Origin of the sequence: Rhodococcus sp. 14-2470-1a (assembly GCF_002259425.1) — a bacterium.
In the GTDB taxonomy this organism is placed as follows: domain Bacteria; phylum Actinomycetota; class Actinomycetes; order Mycobacteriales; family Mycobacteriaceae; genus Rhodococcoides; species Rhodococcoides fascians_E.
This window is the reverse complement of the sequence record NZ_NPFZ01000031.1, coordinates 121408-141988: the sequence shown is the minus strand read 5'-3', so window position 1 is coordinate 141988 and position 20581 is coordinate 121408. Positions and strand designations below refer to the sequence as shown.

Genomic DNA, 20581 nt, shown 5'->3' with positions numbered 1-20581 from the left:
ACGGCAATGGTCCCGAGCGTTATGCTCGGGACCATTGCCGTCAGGGTGGGGCGTCGAATCAGATCCGAACCATCGAGCGCTGATGCTGCAGTCGGGTGGCCACCACGAGCACGACCACAGCGGCCACGGTGATGACCGCGCCCGCCCAGATCGGCGAGGTGTATCCCAGCCCTGCAGTGATCGTCACTCCGCCGATCCATGCACCGAGAGCATTCCCGAGATTGAAGGCCGCGATGTTGGCTCCCGACGCCATGGTCGGTGCGTCGTCGGCGAAGGCCATCACGCGCATCTGTAGGCCGGGGACCGTGGCGAAGCCCAACACGCCCATCAGGAACAGGGACACCACGGTTGCGATCTGGCTTTCCGCGGAGAACGCGAAGAACACCAGCACAGCGGTCAGCGCTGCGAGCAACGTCAGCAACGTCGCGGTGAGGTTACGATCCGCGGCCCTGCCACCGAGGTAGTTGCCGATGAACAGTCCGACGCCGAACAGAATCAGCAACCACGGCACCGAGCCGGAGGTGAACCCGCTGACCTCGGTGAGTGTGAAGGCAATGTACGTGAATGCCCCGAACATACCGCCGTAACCGAGGATCGTGATCGCGATCGAGAGCCACACCTGTAGGCGTCCGAACGCACGCAGCTCGGACCGCAGATGCCCTGGAGTCTCGGAGTCCGTCTTCGCCGGGACGAGAGTGATGGTGCCGACCAACGCCACAACCCCGATGACGGTGATGGCCCAGAATGTCGAACGCCAGCCGTAGGTCTGACCCAGCAGGGTTCCGAACGGTACTCCCAGAACGTTGGCTGCGGTCAGACCGGCGAACATCATCGCGATCGCGCCTGCCTTCTTCGCGGGCTCGACGAGACTTGCTGCGACCACGGCTCCGATTCCGAAGAATGCACCGTGACACAGTGCTGCCACGACACGGCCGAGCATCATGGCCTCGTACGATCCGGCGATCGCGGACAGAAGGTTGCCCGCGATGAACAGTCCCATCAATGCGACCAGAACGTTCTTGCGCGGAAACCGGGTGACGAGTGCCGTCACCACGAGGGCCCCCACGACGACGCTGAGCGCGTAGCCGGTGATGAGCCAGCCCGCCACGGCCTCGGTGACTCCGAAGTCCGCGGCGACTTCCGGCAGTAGCCCCATGATCACGAACTCGGTGAGTCCGATACCGAACCCTCCGATGGCGAGTGCGAGCAGTCCGAGCGGCATGCAGTTTCTCCTAGATCGATGCGTTCGCCGATAGCCAGCGCGTGCACTCAGTTGCAGACGCGTCATAAATAGTTGCACACGCCTTATAACTGCGCAAGCTGCTAAGCTCCGACTGAACTTTCGACAGGCTTCGAGGAGGACACAGTGGGAATCGCCGACGATTCATCCCTCATCCGCGCCCAGGGATGGCGAACACTCGCAGCGCTCCACGCGCACATCGAGGCCGAACTCGAACGCGCACTGCAGGCCGAGCACACACTCTCGGTGGTCGAGTACGCAGTCCTCGACGCGCTCGGTCGGCAAGACGGGTGGCATATGCGGATGCAGCAACTGGCACGTGCAACGGCTTTGAGCAGCAGCGCCACCACTCGATTGGTCAATCGACTCGAAGATCGAGGCATCCTCACACGAGTGCTGTGCAAGGACGACCGTCGAGGCATCTACACGGAACTGACCACCGACGGCCGAGCGCTGTTGGAACGAGCACGCCCCACGCACGACGAGGTTCTGGAAAGCTCACTGTCGTCGGCCGAGCAGATTCCCGAGTTGGCATCACTCGTCGACGCGATCCACCGATTGCCCGCAGCCGCTGGCTGATTGTTCACCCGGGGTTCAGGCACAGTATCGTTTGCCTCGAGAACTGCACTGCGTCCCCGTACTCGTCGACCGTCGGAGCTTTCACCCTCTTATGCACGCCCAGTACCAACCTGCCGGCACTTCCGTGCCCGCTGCTCCCCCGGTTCGGGCGGCCGACGCACGACCGGCAGTGCGGCAGGATCTCAACGGTCTACGCGGCGTCGCGATCGCTCTGGTCGTCGTCTTCCACATCTGGATGGGACGCGTCTCCGGCGGTGTCGACGTCTTCCTGACCTTGACGGGCTTCTTCTTCACGGCCTCGCTGATTCGCACCGCCCGCGCGGGTGGATCGATCGATCCGTTCCGTCGAGTCGCCCGCATCCTGCGCAGGCTCGGCCCCCCGCTCGTGCTCGTCCTGACCGGTGTGGCCGTCGCAACGATCGTTCTGCTCCCGCGCACGCGATGGGTCGACATCGGAAATCAGCTGGTCTCGGGCGTCTTCTTCTTCGCCAACTGGGAGTTGGCGTGGACCTCACAGGACTACTTGGCGGCGGACCCGACGGTCAGCCCGGTCCAACACCTGTGGTCCGTTGCGGTCCAATTCCAGTTCTATCTGATCGCCATCGCCGTCGTCTTCGGGCTCTCCTGGATTCTTCGCAAGTCACGCGGAGCATCGCGACCCAGCCCCGATCCTCGTGTCTACCTGGTGCTGTTCGTCGGCGCGGCACTGCTGTCCTTCGTCTACGCCGCAGACGGTACGTCGCGGCTCCAATCCTGGAATTACTACGACACCGGCGCTCGACTGTGGGAGATCCTGCTGGGGGCGGCCGTCGCAGCGATGTACGCCGCGAAACCACCCGTGCACGACGGGGCCGATGCATCGTGGCCGTCGAAGACAGCCCGCACGGCACTGGCGGCGGCCGGGTTGACCGCGATCGTCGCGTGCGGATTCATCTTCGACGGTGTGCAGGAGTTCCCGGGCCCCTGGGCACTGTTTCCCGTACTCGCGACACTCGCGTTGGTGCTCGCGGGACCCGACACGCCTGTCGCAGCGCTGCTCAGCACGCGATTCGGGCTGTGGCTCGGCTCGATAGCCTTTCCTCTGTATCTCTGGCACTGGCCGATTCTGATCTTCACCCTCGCGTACACGGGCGAACAGACCGCGGACCTGCTCACCGGCGCGTGCATCATCGGAGCGTCCGTGCTTCTGGCGATGCTGACCGTTCGCCTCGTCGAGAAGCCGGTGCAGGCGCCCGCCCGATCCATTCCACGCCTCGCGGTGACGGGCACCGCTGCGGTCCTTGCCCTCGCACTCGTGGCCGGTTCCGCCGGATGGAACTACTACATCCAGAGATCGGTCGCGGACCTGCAGGCCAACGACACCGTCGACCCGATCACTCATCCGGGCGCTCTCGAACTCACCGACGGCATCGTCGCCGAGGACGCACCGGTCAGTCCCGCGCTGTTCTCGGCACCGGAAGATCTGCCGATCACCACCGTCGAAGGCTGCATCGCGGACTTCGAGACGCGTGATGCGATCAGCTGCGAGTACGGCGACACGACCGCGAACCGGACCATCGCACTTGCCGGTAGCTCCCACGCGGAGCACTGGATCACCGCACTGGATCTACTCGGCCGCGAACACGGGTTCCGCGTCGTGACCTATCTCAAGATGGGCTGCCCACTCACCCTCGGCACGATGCCCATGCTCGGCGACAGCGAATACCCCGACTGCCTGGACTGGACCGAGACGGTACTGTCCGATCTCGCGCAGATACGACCCGATTACGTGTTCACCACCGCGACGCGGCCGAGGGACGACGGCCCGGGCGACGTCACCCCCGACTGGTACGTGCAGGTATGGAACGAGCTGTCGGCCTACGGCATCCCCGTCCTCGGTATCCGCGACAATCCGTGGCTCGAACGTGACGGCATCGCGTACCGGGCCATCGATTGCCTGGCCGACGGCGGCAACGCGACATCGTGTGGCATGGAGCGAGGCAACGCACTCGGGCCGATCAACCCAGCTCTCGCGGCATCCTTCCGGCTTCCGACGGTGTACCCCCTGGATCTCTCGAACGCTCTGTGCGACGGTCCGGTCTGCCGTGTCATCGAGGGCAACGTACTGATCTACCGCGACGAACATCACCTCACCGCTACCTACGTACGCACTCTGACCAGCGAGTTGGGGCGGCAGATGGCGTCGGCGACGGGTTGGTGGTGAGCCGGTTCGATCCGGCCACAGTAGGGTTTCCTTCATGTCTGTCGAAGCACCCAACGAATCACCCGCGATCGAAGTCTGGCCCGGGTCCGCGTATCCGCTGGGAGCCACCTACGACGGTGTCGGTACCAATTTCGCGCTGTTCTCCGAGGTTGCCGAAGCCGTGGATCTGTGCCTCATCGCCGACGACGGCACCGAGACTCGTATCCGTTTCGAGGAGTCGGACGGCTACGTCTGGCACGCGTACCTTCCGTCGGTGATCCCCGGCCAGAAGTACGGTTACCGAGTACACGGTCCGTGGGATCCGGCGTCGGGTCATCGTTGTGATCCGAGCAAGCTGCTTCTGGACCCGTACGGCAAAGCGTTCGAGGGTGACTTCGACGGTGACCGTTCGCTGTTCTCCTACAGCCTCGACGTTCCCGAGACCGAGGAGGCCGCGGCTCCGGACGAGAAGCCGTACGAGGACGACGAGGATCTGGCGGATCCGGACCTCGAGGTCGTCGAGCCGGATCCCATCGCGCACGACGAGGCACCACGCGACGATTTTCCGCAGCACGATTCCCTCGGCCACACGATGACCACGGTGGTCATCAATCCGTTCTTCGACTGGCAGAACGACCGCGCACCGCGTCGGCCGTATCACGAGACGGTGATCTACGAGGCGCACGTCAAAGGCATGACGATCACGCACCCCGACGTTCCGGAATCGTTGCGCGGAACCTACGCAGGGCTCGCCCACCCGGCGATCATCGACCACCTGCTGAATCTGGGCATCACCGCGATCGAACTGATGCCCGTGCACCAGTTCATGCAGGATCAGACACTGCTGGACAAGGGACTGCGGAACTACTGGGGATACAACACGTTCGGCTTCCTCGCGCCCCATGCCGACTACTCGTCGAACCCGACGGCGGGCGCGGCCGTGACCGAGTTCAAGGCGATGGTCCGTGCGTTCCACGCGGCCGGTATCGAAGTGATTCTCGATGTGGTCTACAACCACACCGCCGAGGGCAATCACATGGGCCCGACCATCAGCTTCCGGGGAATCGACAACGCTGCGTACTACCGCCTCGTCGACGGCGATTCGGCCCACTACATGGACTACACCGGCACGGGTAACAGTCTCAACGCCCGCCATCCGCACACGTTGCAACTCATCATGGACTCGCTGCGCTACTGGGTCACCGAGATGCACGTCGACGGCTTCCGCTTCGACCTGGCGTCGACGCTGGCTCGTGAACTGCACGACGTGGACCGGCTGAGCGCCTTCTTCGATCTGGTCCAACAGGATCCGGTCGTCAGCCAGGTCAAGCTGATCGCCGAGCCGTGGGACGTCGGCGAGGGCGGCTACCAGGTCGGTAACTTCCCCGGTCTGTGGACGGAGTGGAACGGCAAGTACCGCGACACCGTCCGTGACTACTGGCGCGGCGAGCCCGCCACACTCGGCGAGTTCGCATCACGACTCACCGGATCCTCCGACCTGTACGAGGCCACCGGTCGTCGCCCCGGTGCGAGTATCAACTTCGTCATCGCGCACGACGGGTTCACGTTGCACGACCTGGTGTCCTACAACGAGAAACACAACGACGCCAACGGCGAGGACAACAACGACGGCGAAAGCCACAATCGTTCGTGGAACTGCGGTGTCGAAGGCCCGACCGACGACCCCGAGATACTCGACCTGCGCGCCCGTCAGATCCGCAACATCATGGCGACTCTGCTGCTGAGTCAGGGCACGCCGATGATCGCGCACGGTGACGAACTAGGTCGAACCCAGCAGGGAAACAACAACGTCTACTGCCAGGATTCGGAACTGGCCTGGATGGATTGGTCGCTCGCCGAGACCAACGCGGACTTGATCGAGTTCACCAAGAACGCGATCGCGCTGCGCAACGACCATCCGGTGTTCCGTCGCCGCAGGTTCTTCGAGGGCCGGCCGATTCGCACCGGCGAGCAGGCCCGCGACATCGCCTGGTTGACCCCGGCCGGTGAGGAGATGACACCCGAGGACTGGGACAGCGGATTCGGCAAGAGCCTGACCGTCTTCCTGAACGGCGAAGGCATTCCCGAGCCGAATCAGCGAGGCGAGCGCGTCGTCGACGACTCGTTCCTGTTGTGCTTCAACGCCCATCACGAAACCATCGAGTTCCTGACCCCCGACGGCGAGTACGCCAAGGAGTGGACGGTCGCACTGAACACGGCAATCCTCACCGGGGTGAGTGAAAATGTCATAGAAGCGGGTACACCGGTCGAGGTGGCCGCCCGGTCACTCCTCGTTCTACGAAAGACGGACTGACACCAGTGTCCCATGCCCCGCGGCCGATCCCCTCGAGTACGTATCGACTTCAACTGCGAGGGGACGGGTTCACCTTCGCCGACGCCCGCCGGATCGTCGACTACCTCGACGATCTCGGCGTGAGCCATGCATACCTGTCGCCGATCCTCGAAGCCACCGACGGCTCGACCCACGGGTACGACGTCATCGACCCCACCTCGGTGTCCGCACCGCTCGGTGGGCGCGAAGGCTTCGAAGCGCTGGTCGCTGAACTGCATTCGCGTGGCATGGGCGTGATCGTCGACATCGTGCCCAATCACGTGGGCGTCGACGATCCGCGGCAGAACGCGTGGTGGTGGGACGTGCTGTCCAAGGGGAAGGCCTCCGAGTACGCCTCGTACTTCGACATCGACTGGGCGTCGGAGAACGGAGCCGACGGAAAGATTGCGTTGCCCGTCCTCGGATCGGCCGACGACACCGCGGCCCTGACGATCGACCGGTCCGGAGACACGCCGTTGCTCGCGTACTACGAGCACCGATTCCCCATCGCCGCCGGAACCCTCTCCGACGGACCCGGCACCATCCCTGACGGAGTCGGCACCATCCCTGACGGAGTCGGCACCGAGGACGCCGAGGCAGTCCATGCCGCGCAGGCGTATCGCCTCGTCGACTGGAAGTCCGTTCTCGTCGGGTACCGGCGTTTCTTCTCCGTCAACGGCCTCGCCGGTCTTCGGCAGGAGGACTTCGACGTGTTCACCGCGTCGCACGTCCAGGTTGCCAGTTGGATCACCGACGAGCTGGTCGACGGTCTCCGCGTGGACCACCCCGACGGATTGGCCGATCCCGCCGGCTACCTCACCGAGCTCCGCGAACTCATCGGCCCCGATCGTTGGCTGGTGATCGAGAAGATATTGGCGCGCGGCGAGCCACTGGATCCCGCGTTGCCGGTGCACGGAACCACCGGATACGACGCTCTGGCCGATCTCGGCGGTGTCTTCGTCGATCCGTCGGGTGCCGAGGCTCTCACCGAGCTGTCTCGTTCGCGGGGCGGAGCGCCGGGGGACGCGCAGTGGTTGCATGCCGCGGAGCGCGACTTGAAAACTGCTGTCGCCGAGGGCGATCTGGCTCCGGAGGTCAGGCGGCTGGCGCGCGCTGTCGTGCGCGAGTCCGGTTCGGACGCACCGTTCGAGTCGATCACCGCGGCGATCGTGGCCGTGGTGGCCCGGATGCCGTACTACCGGTCGGACTACGGGCCGCTGGCCGGGACGGTCGGCCGAGTCGTCGGCGACGTCGGGGCCGCCGAACCCGCCCTGGTCGACGCACTGGATGCGGTGACCGCTGCGCTGATCGCCGACGGCGAATCGGCGGTGCGGTTCGAGCAGGTGTGCGGTGCGGTCACGGCGAAGGGTGTCGAGGACTGCTTGTTCTACCGCGCCGCTCGGTTGATCTCGCTGCAGGAGGTCGGCGGTGACCCGGCGGAGTTCGGGATCTCCCCCGCTCAGTTCCATCTTGCGAATGCGGAGCGAGCGGCTCGGTGGCCCGCGGCGATGACGACACTGTCCACTCACGACACCAAACGCGGCGAGGACGTGCGGGCCCGAATCGGGGTGCTGTCGCAGACACCGGAACTGTGGTCGCGGTGCATTTCGGATTGGGAGGAGGTCGCCCCGAGTCCGGACGGTGCGACCGGACTGTTCCTGTGGCAGAACCTGTTCGGAGTGTGGCCCGCCGACGGCGTCGTCTCCGCCGAACTACGCGAGCGAATCCACGCGTACGCGGAGAAGGCCATGCGTGAAGCCGGCACCCGTACGGGATGGACCGACGTCGACGAGGCGTTCGAGGCATCGGTGCATTCGTGGCTCGACTCCGTGATGAGCGGTTCGGTCGCCGACTCGGTGACCATGCTGGTCGCACGACTCGACCCACACGGACGAAGTGACGCACTCGGCCAGAAACTGCTCCATCTGCTCGGACCGGGAGTGCCCGACGTGTACCAGGGCACCGAGCTCTGGGAGGACTCGCTCGTCGACCCGGACAACCGTCGGTTGATCGACTACGACGTTCGACGTCGGCATCTGTCCGCTCCGTCGTCGACGGTGGTGGACTCGTCCGGATCGGCCAAGTTCGCGGTCGTCCGCGAGTCCCTGCACCTGAGGCGTGAACGCCCGGACAGCTTCGTCGGCGGAACGTACGCGCCGGTGTACGCGCAAGGTTCGTCAGCAGCGCACATCGTGGGATTCGCCCGTGGCCCCGTTGCTGGAGCCGCGGACGTGATCGCCGTCGCCACCCGACATTCCCTCGGGCTCGATTCGGGCAGCTGGGGGTCGACGACGATTGCACTGCCGGCGGGCCGGTGGCGAGATCGTTTGACCGACAACGAGTACCACGGCGTAGTCAAGGCCGACACACTGCTGTCGTCCTTGCCCGTTGCTGTGCTCGTGCGTGAGATCACCGTGAGCGATACGTCAGGAGAACGTGACGCATGACCCATTGTTTCGAAGTTTGGGCTCCGACCCCCACCACGGTGCGCGTGGACGTGAACGGCACCGTCCATGCGATGACCAGAGGTGACGGCGGCTGGTGGCACGCCGAGGTCGACGCCTCCCCCGATGCCCGGTACGGTTTCGTCCTCGACGACGATCCGGCGGTGATTCCCGATCCTCGGTCGCCGCGCCAGCCGGACGGCGTGCACGCGCCGTCTCAGCTGCACACGCTCGATCCGTCGGGCTGGACGGACTCGTCGTGGACCGGTCGTCAACTGCCGGGTGGGGTGATCTACGAACTGCACATCGGAACGTTCACGTCCGAGGGTACGTTCGACGCGGCGATCGAACGCCTCGACCACCTCGTGGACCTCGGCGTGACGTTCGTCGAGGTCATGCCGGTGAACGGATTCAACGGTACCCACAACTGGGGGTACGACGGTGTGCTCTGGTACACCGTTCACGAGGGATACGGCGGCCCCGACGGTCTGCAGCGCTTCGTCGACGCGTGCCATGCTCGCGGCCTCGCGGTGGTGCTGGACGTGGTGTACAACCACCTCGGTCCGTCCGGCAACTACCTGGAACGGTTCGGCCCGTACATGACGCAGGGCGCCAACACCTGGGGGCAATCCATCAACTACGCGGAAGCTCAGTCCGGTGTGGTGCGTCGGTACGCAATCGACAATGCTCTGCGCTGGTTCTCCGAGTTCCACATCGATGGATTACGGCTCGACGCGGTGCACGCCATCGTCGATCACACCGCCGTCCATCTCCTCGAGGAATTGGCCGTCGACACCCGTCGGCTCTCGGCGCACCTCGGCCGACCGCTGACGCTGATCGCGGAGAGCGACCTGAACGATCCCACGCTGGTGACCGCGCGTTCCGGCGGCGGGTACGGGCTCGACGCGCAGTGGGACGACGACATCCACCACGCAATCCACGCTGCTGTCTCCGGTGAACGTCAGGGGTACTACGGCGACTTCGGATCGCTGAAGGGGCTCGCGAACACGTTGCGCCAGGGCTTCTTCCACGCCGGCACGTACTCGACGTTTCGGGGTCGAACCCACGGCAGGCCGCTCGACACGCGCCGAGTCCCGGCCAGCTCGTTCGTCACGTACACCACCACGCACGACCAGGTGGGTAACCGAGCCGTCGGTGACCGGCCCGGTTTCTACCTCAGCCCGGGTCAGCTGGCCGTGAAAGCCGCACTGGTTCTCACCTCTCCGTACACACCCATGTTGTTCATGGGCGAGGAATGGGGCGCGTCGACCCCGTTCCAGTTCTTCACCTCGCATCCGGAACCCGAGCTGGGCGAAGCGACGGCCGAGGGCCGCAAATCCGAGTTCGCCGAGCACGGTTGGGACAAAGAAGACATCCCGGATCCGCAGGACCCGGACACGTTCCTCCGGTCCAAGTTGGAGTGGACAGAACTGGGCACCGGAGATCATGCCCGGCTGTTGACCGTCTACCGGGATCTGTTGTCGCTGCGGCGTGCGCGGCCCGAACTCACCGATCCGTGGCTTCCGAATCTGAAGGTCGACTACGACGAGGACCAGCAGTGGATCGTGCTGCACCGTGGATCGCTTGCCGTCGTGTGCAACCTGTCCGATTCCACGGTGACCGTTCCGGTCGGGGGTCGCACCGTGCTGTCGTGGGAGGAGCCGACGTCGAACGACACCGGCTCCGCCACACGCGTTCCAGGTCACTCGTTCGCGGTGCTCGAAACGTCCTGAGCAACGCGGCCGAGGCTCGGTTGTCACGTCCGGCGGAGCCGAGCTTGTTTCTACTTCCGGCGGAGCCGAGCTTGTTTCTACTTCCGGCGGAGCCGAAGGACGACGTAGACGGCGGTCGCTGCCATGACGGCGGCCGTCGCCACCGACGCCGTGTGCATGCCCTGAACGAACGCTGCATGCGCCGACTCGGTCAGGGCCGTTCCCAGCTCCGCCGGGAGGTCACGCGCGACTGCAGCCGCGCCGCCGAGTGTCTCTTGGGCGGACGCCGCGCGCTCGGAATCGAGGCCGGAGACGTCGAGCCCTCGGCGGAAGTAGGACATGACCACGGTGCCGAGAACGGCCACGCCCAGCGCGATCCCCAACTCGTATGCCGTTTCCGACACGGCGGACGCCGCACCGGCGCGTTCGGGACGGACGGAACTGACGACGAGGTCCGACGTCAACGTCAGTGCCGTGCCCGCGCCCGCGCCGACGAGAACGAAGCCGATGATGAACAGTGCCGGGCCGCTGTCGACGCGTAGCCCGAACAGCACGGCAGCACCGACAGCAGCGGCGGCAAGTCCTGCGCCGAGCACCGTTGCCGGAGACCAGATACGGACGAGGTACGCGGCCACCAGAGACGTCACGATGCTCGACGCCGTGCCTGGCAGCAGTAGCAAGCCCGCTTCCAGTGGGCTGTTGCCCAGCACGAGCTGAAGATACTGGGCGCCGAAGAAGAGCACGCCTGCCAGCGCGAACACCGACAGGAAGTTCGTGAACACCGCCGTCGAGAAGGCGGGGTTGGAGAACAGCCGTAGGTCGATCATCGGGTCGTCGAGCCGCCTCTGCCGCCGGACGAACAGAACGCCTGCACCGACACCGACCAGTGCCGCGCCGACGTTGACGGCGGATATGCCGTGGGCCGCGGTCTCTTTGACCGCGTAGACCAACGGAACCAGAGCGGCCATCGACAATCCCGAGCTGATCAGGTCGAACGTGCCGGGGTTCGGATCCTTCGATTCCGGTATCACGAGAGGACCGAATGCGATCAACGCGAGCATCACCGGGATGTTGATCAGGAACACCGAGCCCCACCAGAAGTGCTCGAGCAACCATCCGCCGACCAGTGGTCCGGCCGCTGCGCCGCCGCCTGCCATTGCGCCCCACACACCGATCGCCATGACACGTTGGCGGGGATCGGTGAAGATCGTCCTGATCAGACCGAGAGTGGCCGGCATCAAAGTCGCGCCCGAGACACCTTGCAGCACGCGAGCGGCAATCAACATTTCCGGGCTGGTGGCAAATGCCGCGACGACGGACGCGATTCCGAATCCGGCAGCACCGATGAGCAGGAGTTTCCGTCGTCCGATCCGGTCCCCGAGAGTGCCCATCGTGATGAGCAGCCCGGCCAGTACGAACGAGTAGACGTCGATGATCCACAGAAGTTGGTTGCTCGACGGTGACAGATCCGAGCTGATGAACGGTAGCGCCAGGTCCAGGACCGTACCGTCGACCGCGATCAAGAGAACCGCGAACGCCAGTACGACGAGACCGAGCCAGTCTTTCGGCGTCGCCCGCTGGGTCTGCGCCTGCGCGGCGGGTCCGACGCTGATGTCTTTCACTTCGTCACTCCTCGATGCTCTCACCCTCGACTGAACCGTCCAGCCGGTACAGCGACCGAGAGTAGCAGTGAACCGTCCAGCCGGTAAAGCGAAATTGGGTAGGGTGACGCACATGGCATCCGACACACGCGATCGCATTCTCGACGCCCTCGAAGAGATGCTCCTCGATCAAGGAGTCACGAAGGTCACCCTGGAAAGCGTCGCAGCCAAGGCAGACGTCTCCAAAGGCGGCCTTCTCTACCATTTCAAGACCAAGGACACGATGATCGCGGCCATGGTTCGACGCCTCGGCGAGCAGGCCGATCTACAACGTGCGGAGGCCGAGCGAGGCGGTACCACCGTCGCGCGGTGGTACCTGCAACCGCCCGAGGGCATCGCCGAGCACGAGGTGGCGCTGTACAGATCGACCCTCGCCGCCCTCCGCAGCGTCGACGGCAACCCCGGCGAGATCCATCAGGCGGTCATCGACATGATGCGACTGTGGGACGAGAGCCTGCGCACCGAGATACCCGACGAGGTGCACGCCGAGATCGTGCGCCTGGTCGGCGACGGAATCTACCTCGGCGCCCTGCTCGAACTTCCGCCCGTCGACGCCGACCTCCACCGGAAAGTGGTCGAGCGCCTGCTCGGGTCGGATCAGGTCAAGTAGCGATACGCGGGCGAACCCGGCTCGAGCTGCTCCACGGTCAACCCGGAGGCCCGCATCCGTTCGAGAAGCGCACTCAGGCCGCTGGCCACGCCCAGCTCGATGCCGACCAACGCAGCGCCCGTCTCCCTGTTGTTCCGCTTCACGTACTCGAACAGAGTGATGTCGTCGTCGGGCCCCAGGACTTCGTCGAGAAAACGGCGCAAGGCACCGGGCTCCTGAGGAAAGTCGACGAGGAAGTAATGCTTCAGACCGAGGTGAACGAGTGACCGTTCGAGGATCTCGCCGTACCGCGAGACGTCGTTGTTGCCGCCCGATATCAGGCAGACGACGGTGCTCCCCGGCTCCACCGCGATCTGCGTCAACGCCGCCACACTGAGCGCCCCCGCCGGCTCGGCGATCACGCCCTCGTTCTGATAGAGCTCGAGCATCGCCGTGCAGATTGCACCCTCGTCGATCTGTGTCATCAGAAATGGGCCTGCGCCCTCGTCGCGCGACGGGAACGTCGGCATCGCCACCAGCGGCAACGACGCGTGTGACACGACCTCGGCGCCGAGCGAACGCAGCGCTTCGAACGGGACGTCACCGATCCGGCGCACGGCAGCGCCGTCGACGAACGGGTCGATGTCGGACAACGTCACCGGACCCCCGGCCACCAACGCCGCCGTCATCGACGCCGCACCCGACGGCTCGACGCCGACGAGCGCCGTACCCGGTGCGCGTTCACGCAGATAGGTCGAGATTCCGGCAATGCATCCCCCGCCGCCGACCGGCATGACGACGGTGTCCGGTGCAGAACCCAGTTGCTCGACGATTTCCGCGGCGATCGTGCCCTGCCCGGCCACTGTCCGCTCGTCGTCGAAGGGAGGAACCATGGTCGCTCCGGTGCGCACGACATCCTCGGCGGCCGCTGCCGCGGCGGCGTCGAACGTGTCACCGGTGACGATCAACTCGACGAAATCGCCGCCGTGCACTCGAATGCGGTCCCGCTTCTGCTTGGGCGTGTTGGCGGGCACGTAGATTCGGCCGCGCACCTGCATCGCCCGGCATGCGAACGCGACACCCTGCGCGTGGTTGCCTGCACTCGCCGTCACGACACCGACTGCGAGCTCCTCGGGTGTGAGCTGGGCCATCAGGTTGTAGGCACCGCGGATCTTGTAGGACCGGACGATCTGCTGATCCTCGCGCTTGAGGTAGACGACGGCACCGGTCTCCCGGGACAGCCGCTCGCAGTACTGCAACGGCGTCGTGGCCACGACCTTCGCAATACGCTGCGCAGCGATGTCGATGTCATCCGCAGTCACTGCGAACGAACCGGTGCTGGGCGCGAAGACGTCAGGCGAGTTGGACACCCACCTATGCTGCCACCAGCGGCGGGTGCTCGACCAATCGGGACTAGCCTCGCGGCGAGAACTGAGACGGCAACGGCACGTTCCGGAGATTCGACTTCGCCATCTGCACGGCTTCCCCGACGCCTCCGTTCATCACCATCCTCGACATCGCGAGAGCGAACCCCTTGACCTGTTGGCCGGTGATGGTCGGGGGCAGAGACAACGCATTCGGGTCGGTGACGATGTCCACCAGGGCGGGGCCGTCGTGTTCGAGCGCAGCGCGAAGGCCTGCTTCCAGATCACCCGGCTCGACGATCCTCTTGGAGAAGATCCCCAGCGCTGCCGCGACCGCTGCGTAGTCGACCGCAGGCACGTCGACGCCGAAGTCCGGGATACCGTCGACGAGCATCTCGAGCTTCACCATGCCGAGCGTCGAGTTGTCGAACACGACGATCTTGACCGGCAACTTGTACATCGCCACCGTCACCAGTTCGCCCAGCAACATCGACAATCCGCCGTCGCCCGACACCGACACGACCTGGCGCGTCGGGAACGCCACCTGCGCACCGATCGCGTGCGGTAGAGCGTTGGCCATCGATCCGTGCAACGCCGAAGAGATGAAGCGCCGCTGACCGTTCGGGTTCAGGTAGCGGGCGGTCCAGACGTTGCACATGCCGGTGTCGGCGGTGAAGATCGCGTCGGCCGCCGCGAGGTCGTCGAGGATGGACGCCGCGTATTCCGGGTGTATGGGAGTGCGTTGCCCCACCGGCTTGGTGTACGCGCCCACGACCTTCGTCATCAGCTTGCGGTGACGCTCCAGCGTACGGTCCAGGAACCCACGGTCGTCCTTGCGCTGCACCAGCGGAAGCAACGCGGCCAACGTGCTCTTCGCGTCGCCGTGCACGGCCAGATCCACGCTGGTTCGGCGTCCGAGGTTCTCGGCGGCGCTATCGATCTGGGCGGTGCGTACCTCGTCCGGCAGGAACTGGTCGTACGGGAAGTCGGTGCCGATCAGGATCAGCAGATCCGCGTCGTGAATACCGTCGTGAGCAGCCCCGTACCCCAGAAGTCCGGTCATCCCGATGTCGAAGGGGTTGTCGTACTGAACGAACTCCTTACCGCGCAACGAGTGCCCCATCGGAGCACCCACCTTCTCGGCGAGTTCGAGCAACTCGGGCCGCGCGTCCCGGACACCCGCTCCGGCGAAGATCGCGACCGTGTCGGCTTCGTCGATGGCGCCGGCCAGCGCTCGAACATCCTCGTCCGCAGGCACCAGCGCTGGCCTGCCGGTGCGGACGTACGCGGGCGCCGAGCGCGCCGCAGGTTCGTCCGCGATGTCCCCGGGCAACGTCACCACCGCGACGCCCGACCTGCCGACGGCATGCTGCAGCGCCGAGTGGACCACTCGCGGAGCCTGTTCGGGCGTACTGACCAACTCCGCGTACACCGAACACTCCACGAACAACCGGTCCGGATGCGTCTCCTGGAAGAATCCGGAGCCGATCTGCACGCTGGGAATGTGCGACGCGATGGCCAGCACCGGCGCGCCCGATCGGTTCGCGTCGTACAAGCCGTTGATGAGGTGCAGGTTGCCCGGCCCGCACGAACCGGCACAGACTGCGAGCTTGCCGCTCAACTGCGCCTCGGCGGCAGCGGCGAAGGCGGCGGCTTCCTCGTGGCGAACGTGAATCCAGTCGATGCCCCCGGCCTTCGAACCGCCACTGCGTCGTACCGAGTCGACGATCGGGTTGAGACTGTCGCCGACAATTCCGTAGATGCGTTGGACACCGGCTTCGATCAGTTGGCCGACGATCTGATCGGCGACAGTCTCGGTACTCAATTTCTTCGGGCTCCTTCTATGCTCTCGACAGTACGAACACGGGAATCTCGCGGTCGGTCTTCGTCTGGTAATCCGCGTAATCGGGGTACGCCTGGACGGCGCGTTCCCACCACACGGCCTTCTCCTCCCCCGTCACTTCACGGGCGATGTAGTCGGCACGATCGGTTCCGTCCTGCAACTCCACGAGCGGCTCGGCCTTCACGTTGTAGTACCAGACCGGGTTCTTCGGCGCGCCGCCCAGCGAGGCGACGGCCGCGTACTCCCCGTTGTGCTCGACGCGCATCAGCGGCGTCTTTCTCAGCTTGCCGGACTTGTTGCCGCGCGTCGTCAGCAAGATGACTGGCATTCCGTTCATCGTGGTGCCCTCGGTACCGCCGGACCCTTCGAGCAGTTCGGCCTGCTCGCGTGCCCAATCGGATGTGCTGGGTTCGTACTCTCCTGTCAATGGCATGCACTCGAGTCAACACCTGTACCGCCTGGCGCGCCACCGACCGTGCACACGCACATCGAACAGAGAAGTTCGGTGGACCGAATCCTTCTGTGCGTATACCCTGACGTAGGAGAACAGCACTGCCGAAGGAGTCAGCGTCATGACCTACGCACTTCCCAGCACCACCCCGCGTCGGCGCACTCATGTCGATACCGTCGACATCGCTGGGACCGCCTGGCCGGTCTACAAGGTCGAGGCGCTCGTGCTCGGAGCCCTCGTGTTTCTCGGCGCTCTGGCATTCACCACGTCGCTGCAGGTGGCAGTACTGACCAGTGCTGCGGCCACCGTCGTTACGTGGTGGACGCTGCTGTTCGCCGAACGCCGCGCGACCGTCCGCCGATAGCGTTCACGCATCCTTTGCTAGCCGCACCTGCTGTGAACCGGTGATCACGCACGCTCGGTGACCGAATGTGACCCTCGGTCACCGAGCGTGCATCAGCCGGCCAAGCAGCCTGGTCCGAGCAGCGCCTTCAAGTCACCCATCAAAGCCGACGTGGGCGTGACCCGCAGACTGTCGTCCAGCTTCATCGCCGTCACCTTGTCCCCACTGACCAGCCGGAGATGCACGTCGGACGTGCCCGGGTGACTCTTCAGAATCCGCTTCAGTGCTCCGACCTTGTCGGCCGTGCACTGACGGGTCGGGAGGCTGACGGCGAGAGGCTTCGCGACACCGACCGCCGAGAGGTCCGGCACAGCAAGGTCGTTGGCGATGAGGGAGATTCGATCGTCACGTACCGACACGCGCCCCTTGACGAGAACCACCGAATCCTCGGTCACGTCGGCGCCGAACACCGAGTAGGACTGCGGGAAGAACAGAACCTCGATTCCGCCGACGAGGTCCTCGAGTTGAGCCGACGCCCACGTGAGACCGTTCTTGTTGATCCGGCGGTTCACCGACGCGAGGATGCCGCCGATGGTGACCTGCGTACCGTCCTTGACATCGCCTTCGAGAATGGCAGGAATGTTGGTGTCCGACTGGGCCGCGAGCATGTGCTCGACGCCGAGCAGCGGATGGCCGGACACGTACAGGCCGAGCATCTCGCGCTCGAGCGCCAATCGGTGCTTCGATTCCCACTCGTCCTCGGGGACACGAACATTGAACACCGCGGAAATCGACTCGTCGGCGTCCTCTCCGCCGAACAGATCGAACTGTCCGATTGCCTCGGCCTTCTTCGTGCCCATGACCGAATCGATGGCGTCGGCGTGAATGAGCATCAAGCCCTTGCGCGGATGATTCAGCGAATCGAACGCACCCGACTTGATGAGCGACTCGGTGACCTTCTTGCTGCAGGCCGTCGCATCGATCTTGTTCAGGTAGTCCGAGAAGTCGGTGTACTTGCTCTTCTCCTCGCGTGCCCTGATGATCGACGCCACCACGTTGGTGCCGACGTTGCGGACCGCGCCGAGACCGAACCGGATGTCCTTGCCCACGGACGCGAAGTTGAGTTCGGATTCGTTGACGTCCGGGGGCAGGACGGTGATCCCGAGCTTGCGGCAGTCCGCCAGGTAGATGGCGGACTTGTCCTTGTCGTCGGACACGCTGGTGAGCAGACCGGCCATGTATTCGCCGGGGTAGTTGGCCTTGAGATAGCCGGTCCAGTAGGACACCAGACCGTATCCGGCTGCGTGCGACTTGTTGAACGCATATCCGGCGAACGGAAGAATGGTGTCCCACAGGGCCTTGATCGCGGGCTCGGAGAAGTCGTTGGCCAGCATTCCCTCACGGAATCCTGCGTACGCCTCTTCCAGCACCGACAGTTTCTTCTTACCCATGGCGCGACGCAGAATGTCGGCCTGTCCGAGCGAATACCCGGCGACCTTCTGCGCGATCTGCATGATCTGCTCCTGGTACACGATGAGGCCGTACGTGTCCTTCAGGATCTCCGCGAGAGGCTCTTCCAACTCCGGGTGGATGGGCTTGACCTCTTGACGACCGTTCTTGCGGTCGGCGTAGTCGTTGTGGGCGTTCATGCCCATCGGTCCCGGCCGATACAGGGCCAGAACGGCGACGATGTCCTCGAAGCCGGTGGGCTGCATTCGTCGCAGAAGATCACGCATCGCGCTGCCGTCGAGCTGGAACACGCCGAGAGTGTCTCCGCGAGCAAGCAATTCGTACGTCGCGGGGTCATCGAGCCCCAGCGTGTCGAGGTCGAGTTCGATCCCGCGGTTGCTCTTGATGTTGTCGATGGCGTCACCGATGACGGTGAGGTTGCGTAGGCCGAGGAAGTCCATCTTGAGCAGGCCGATGGCCTCGCACGAGGGATAGTCCCAACCGGTGATGATCGCGCCGTCCTGCGCGCGCTTCCACACCGGGATCGCGTCGGTCAGCGGCTCCGAGGACATGATGACCGCGCAGGCATGGACGCCGGCATTACGGATCAGCCCTTCCAGGCCACGCGCGGTCTTGTAGATCGTCGCGACATCGGGATTGGAATCGATGAGCGCACGAACCTCGGTCGCTTCCTTGTACCGCTCGTGCGCCGGATCGGTGATGCCAGCGACCGAGATGTCCTTGGCCATGATCGGCGGCGGCAACGCCTTGGTGATCTGATCGGCGATCGCGAATCCGGGCTGCCCGAACTGAACACGAGCCGAGTCCTTGATGGCGGCCTTGGTCTTGATGGTGCCGAACGTGATGACCTGAGCGACGCGGTCGCTTCCCCACTTCTCCGTCGCGTACCGAACCATCTCACCGCGGCGACGATCGTCGAAGTCGATATCGATATCCGGCATCGACACGCGTTCGGGATTGAGGAACCGCTCGAACAGCAGACCGTGCGGCAGCGGATCGATGTTGGTGATACCCATCGCGTACGCGACGAGAGAACCCGCGGCCGACCCTCGGCCGGGACCGACGCGAATACCCACGTCGCGGGCGTGTGCGATGAGGTCACCGACGACGAGGAAGTACGCCGGGAAGCCCATCTCCAGAATCACGCTGATCTCGTACTTGGCACGATCGCGGTATTCCTGGGGCACACCGCCGGGGAACCGCCATTCCAGACCCTTGTCGACCTCTTTGGCCAACCACGTACCCTGCGTCTCGCCTTCCGGCACAGGGAAGATCGGCATCCTGTCACGGTGGGCCCACACATCGTCGTACGGCTGGACGCGCTCGGCGATGAGCAACGTACTGTCGCACGCACCCGGCACCTGATCGTCCCAGAGGGCCCGCATCTCGGCGGCGGATTTGAGGTAGTAACCGTCGCCGTCGAACTTGAAACGGGTGGGATCGCTGAGCGTCTTACCGGTCTGGATGCACAGCAACGCCTCGTGGTTCTCCGCGGCGTCCTTGGTCACGTAATGGCAGTCGTTGGTGGCGAGCGGCGGAATCTGCAGCTTCTTGCCGATCTCGAGCAAACCCTCACGGACCCGACGCTCGATCGACAGACCGTGATCCATGAGCTCGAGGAAGAAGTTCTCCGGACCCCAGATCTCACGCCACTTCGCTGCCGCTTCGAGCGCCTCACGGTCCTGACCGAGACGCAGACGCGTCTGCACCTCACCCGACGGGCACCCCGTCGTCGCGATGATCCCCTCCGCATGCGCGGCGATGATCTCCTCGTCCATCCGGGCCCACTTGCCCAACTGCCCTTCGATGGACGCCAGAGAGGACAGCTTGAACAGGTTGCGCACACCCGTCGCGTTCTCCGCGACCATCGTCATGTGCGTGTACGCGCCACTACCGGACACATCGTCGGACTTCTGGCTGCGGTCACCCCACAGCACACGCTTCTTGTTGAACCGAGACTCCGGCGCGATGTACGCCTCGATACCGATGATCGGCTTGATGCCGGCCTTCTTCGCCTCGTTGTAGAACTCACTCGCGCCGTACATGTTGCCGTGGTCGGTCATACCGACCGCCGTCATCTCCAACCGACTCGCCTCTGCGAACAACGGCGCAATCTTGGCCGCTCCGTCGAGCATCGAATACTCGGTGTGGTTGTGCAGATGTACGAACGAGTCAGTCACGAAGATGTCTCCTACTGGGTCGAGCTAGATCGAGCCGGGTCGTACGGGCCGAGATGTCCGCGCGCGAAGTGCACCTGATTCTAAGCGCTCGAACCGACAGAGCATTCCTGGCTCTCGGTGTGTCCGGCCCCCGCGCGTGTCGGCCCTGGCCCGTCGTGCCGACGGTGTCGCCGCGCCTGCAACCGCTGCCG

General features: G+C 64.8%; 13 protein-coding genes. 7 read left to right on the top strand and 6 right to left on the bottom strand.

Annotated features, from left to right (window positions below; all coding sequences use genetic code 11):
• Window positions 1-58: 58 nt before the first annotated feature.
• Complete coding sequence (locus CH292_RS20420; RefSeq protein ID WP_094655583.1) at window positions 59-1222, bottom strand: MFS transporter; 1164 nt, start codon at window positions 1220-1222, stop codon at window positions 59-61.
• 144 nt (window positions 1223-1366) lie between these two features.
• Here CH292_RS20420 and CH292_RS20415 point away from each other — a divergent pair, with 144 nt between their 5' ends.
• The 5 genes from CH292_RS20415 to treZ all read left to right on the top strand — a co-directional run bounded on the left by CH292_RS20415 (window position 1367) and on the right by treZ (window position 10510).
• On the top strand, window positions 1367-1819 hold the full coding sequence (locus tag CH292_RS20415) for a MarR family winged helix-turn-helix transcriptional regulator (RefSeq protein ID WP_094655582.1): 453 nt from the start codon (window positions 1367-1369) through the stop codon (window positions 1817-1819).
• A 91-nt stretch (window positions 1820-1910) separates the two neighbouring features.
• Window positions 1911-4022 carry an acyltransferase family protein gene (locus CH292_RS20410; protein WP_020111990.1) on the top strand — a complete coding sequence of 704 codons (2112 nt, stop codon included), beginning with the start codon at window positions 1911-1913 and terminating at the stop codon, window positions 4020-4022.
• Window positions 4023-4056: 34 nt separating this feature from the next.
• Window positions 4057-6315, top strand: coding sequence for a glycogen debranching protein GlgX (gene glgX, locus CH292_RS20405; protein ID WP_094628925.1), 2259 nt, complete (start codon window positions 4057-4059; stop codon window positions 6313-6315).
• A 5-nt stretch (window positions 6316-6320) separates the two neighbouring features.
• The gene (gene treY, locus CH292_RS20400; protein ID WP_094655581.1) at window positions 6321-8780 is read left to right on the top strand and encodes a malto-oligosyltrehalose synthase; all 2460 of its coding nucleotides are present in this window, start codon (window positions 6321-6323) and stop codon (window positions 8778-8780) included.
• Complete coding sequence (treZ, locus tag CH292_RS20395; RefSeq protein WP_094655580.1) at window positions 8777-10510, top strand: malto-oligosyltrehalose trehalohydrolase; 1734 nt, start codon at window positions 8777-8779, stop codon at window positions 10508-10510. Before treY ends, treZ begins: the two co-directional genes overlap by 4 nt.
• 77 nt (window positions 10511-10587) lie before the next feature.
• Here the strand turns inward: treZ and CH292_RS20390 are convergent, their stop codons facing one another.
• A complete protein-coding gene (locus CH292_RS20390) occupies window positions 10588-12111 on the bottom strand; it encodes an MFS transporter (RefSeq protein ID WP_019665895.1) in 1524 nt (507 codons plus the stop codon).
• 112 nt (window positions 12112-12223) lie between these two features.
• Between CH292_RS20390 and CH292_RS20385 the strand changes: the two genes are divergently transcribed.
• Complete coding sequence (locus CH292_RS20385) at window positions 12224-12760, top strand: TetR/AcrR family transcriptional regulator (protein WP_019665896.1); 537 nt, start codon at window positions 12224-12226, stop codon at window positions 12758-12760.
• Here the strand turns inward: CH292_RS20385 and ilvA are convergent.
• Genes ilvA through CH292_RS20370 form a run of 3 tightly spaced genes read right to left on the bottom strand, consistent with a single transcriptional unit; the run spans window position 12748 to window position 16379 of the window.
• Window positions 12748-14109: a threonine ammonia-lyase IlvA gene (gene ilvA / locus CH292_RS20380; protein ID WP_019665897.1), complete on the bottom strand. Its 1362-nt coding sequence runs from the start codon at window positions 14107-14109 to the stop codon at window positions 12748-12750. The two genes, CH292_RS20385 and ilvA, sit on opposite strands and share 13 nt — an antisense overlap.
• A gap of 43 nt (window positions 14110-14152) precedes the next feature.
• On the bottom strand, window positions 14153-15928 hold the full coding sequence (locus CH292_RS20375) for a pyruvate dehydrogenase (RefSeq protein WP_094655579.1): 1776 nt from the start codon (window positions 15926-15928) through the stop codon (window positions 14153-14155).
• A gap of 16 nt (window positions 15929-15944) precedes the next feature.
• A complete protein-coding gene (locus CH292_RS20370; protein ID WP_019665899.1) occupies window positions 15945-16379 on the bottom strand; it encodes a nitroreductase family deazaflavin-dependent oxidoreductase in 435 nt (144 codons plus the stop codon).
• A 139-nt stretch (window positions 16380-16518) separates the two neighbouring features.
• Here CH292_RS20370 and CH292_RS20365 point away from each other — a divergent pair, with 139 nt between their 5' ends.
• Window positions 16519-16761, top strand: coding sequence for a hypothetical protein (locus CH292_RS20365; protein ID WP_037180741.1), 243 nt, complete (start codon window positions 16519-16521; stop codon window positions 16759-16761).
• Between the two features lie 92 nt (window positions 16762-16853).
• Here the strand turns inward: CH292_RS20365 and dnaE are convergent, their stop codons facing one another.
• Window positions 16854-20390: a DNA polymerase III subunit alpha gene (dnaE, locus tag CH292_RS20360; protein ID WP_019665901.1), complete on the bottom strand. Its 3537-nt coding sequence runs from the start codon at window positions 20388-20390 to the stop codon at window positions 16854-16856.
• Window positions 20391-20581: the final 191 nt, after the last annotated feature.

Excerpts from the sequence above, each read along its gene's own strand:
- CH292_RS20420 (WP_094655583.1), bottom strand. The coding sequence starts at position 1,222 with ATGCCGCTCGGACTGCTCGCACTCGCCATCGGAGGGTTCGGTATCGGA.
- CH292_RS20410 (WP_020111990.1), top strand. The coding sequence starts at position 1,911 with ATGCACGCCCAGTACCAACCTGCCGGCACTTCCGTGCCCGCTGCTCCC.
- glgX (WP_094628925.1), top strand. The coding sequence starts at position 4,057 with ATGTCTGTCGAAGCACCCAACGAATCACCCGCGATCGAAGTCTGGCCC.
- treZ (WP_094655580.1), top strand. The coding sequence starts at position 8,777 with ATGACCCATTGTTTCGAAGTTTGGGCTCCGACCCCCACCACGGTGCGC.
- CH292_RS20385 (WP_019665896.1), top strand. The coding sequence starts at position 12,224 with ATGGCATCCGACACACGCGATCGCATTCTCGACGCCCTCGAAGAGATG.
- CH292_RS20370 (WP_019665899.1), bottom strand. The coding sequence starts at position 16,379 with ATGCCATTGACAGGAGAGTACGAACCCAGCACATCCGATTGGGCACGC.
- CH292_RS20365 (WP_037180741.1), top strand. The coding sequence starts at position 16,519 with ATGACCTACGCACTTCCCAGCACCACCCCGCGTCGGCGCACTCATGTC.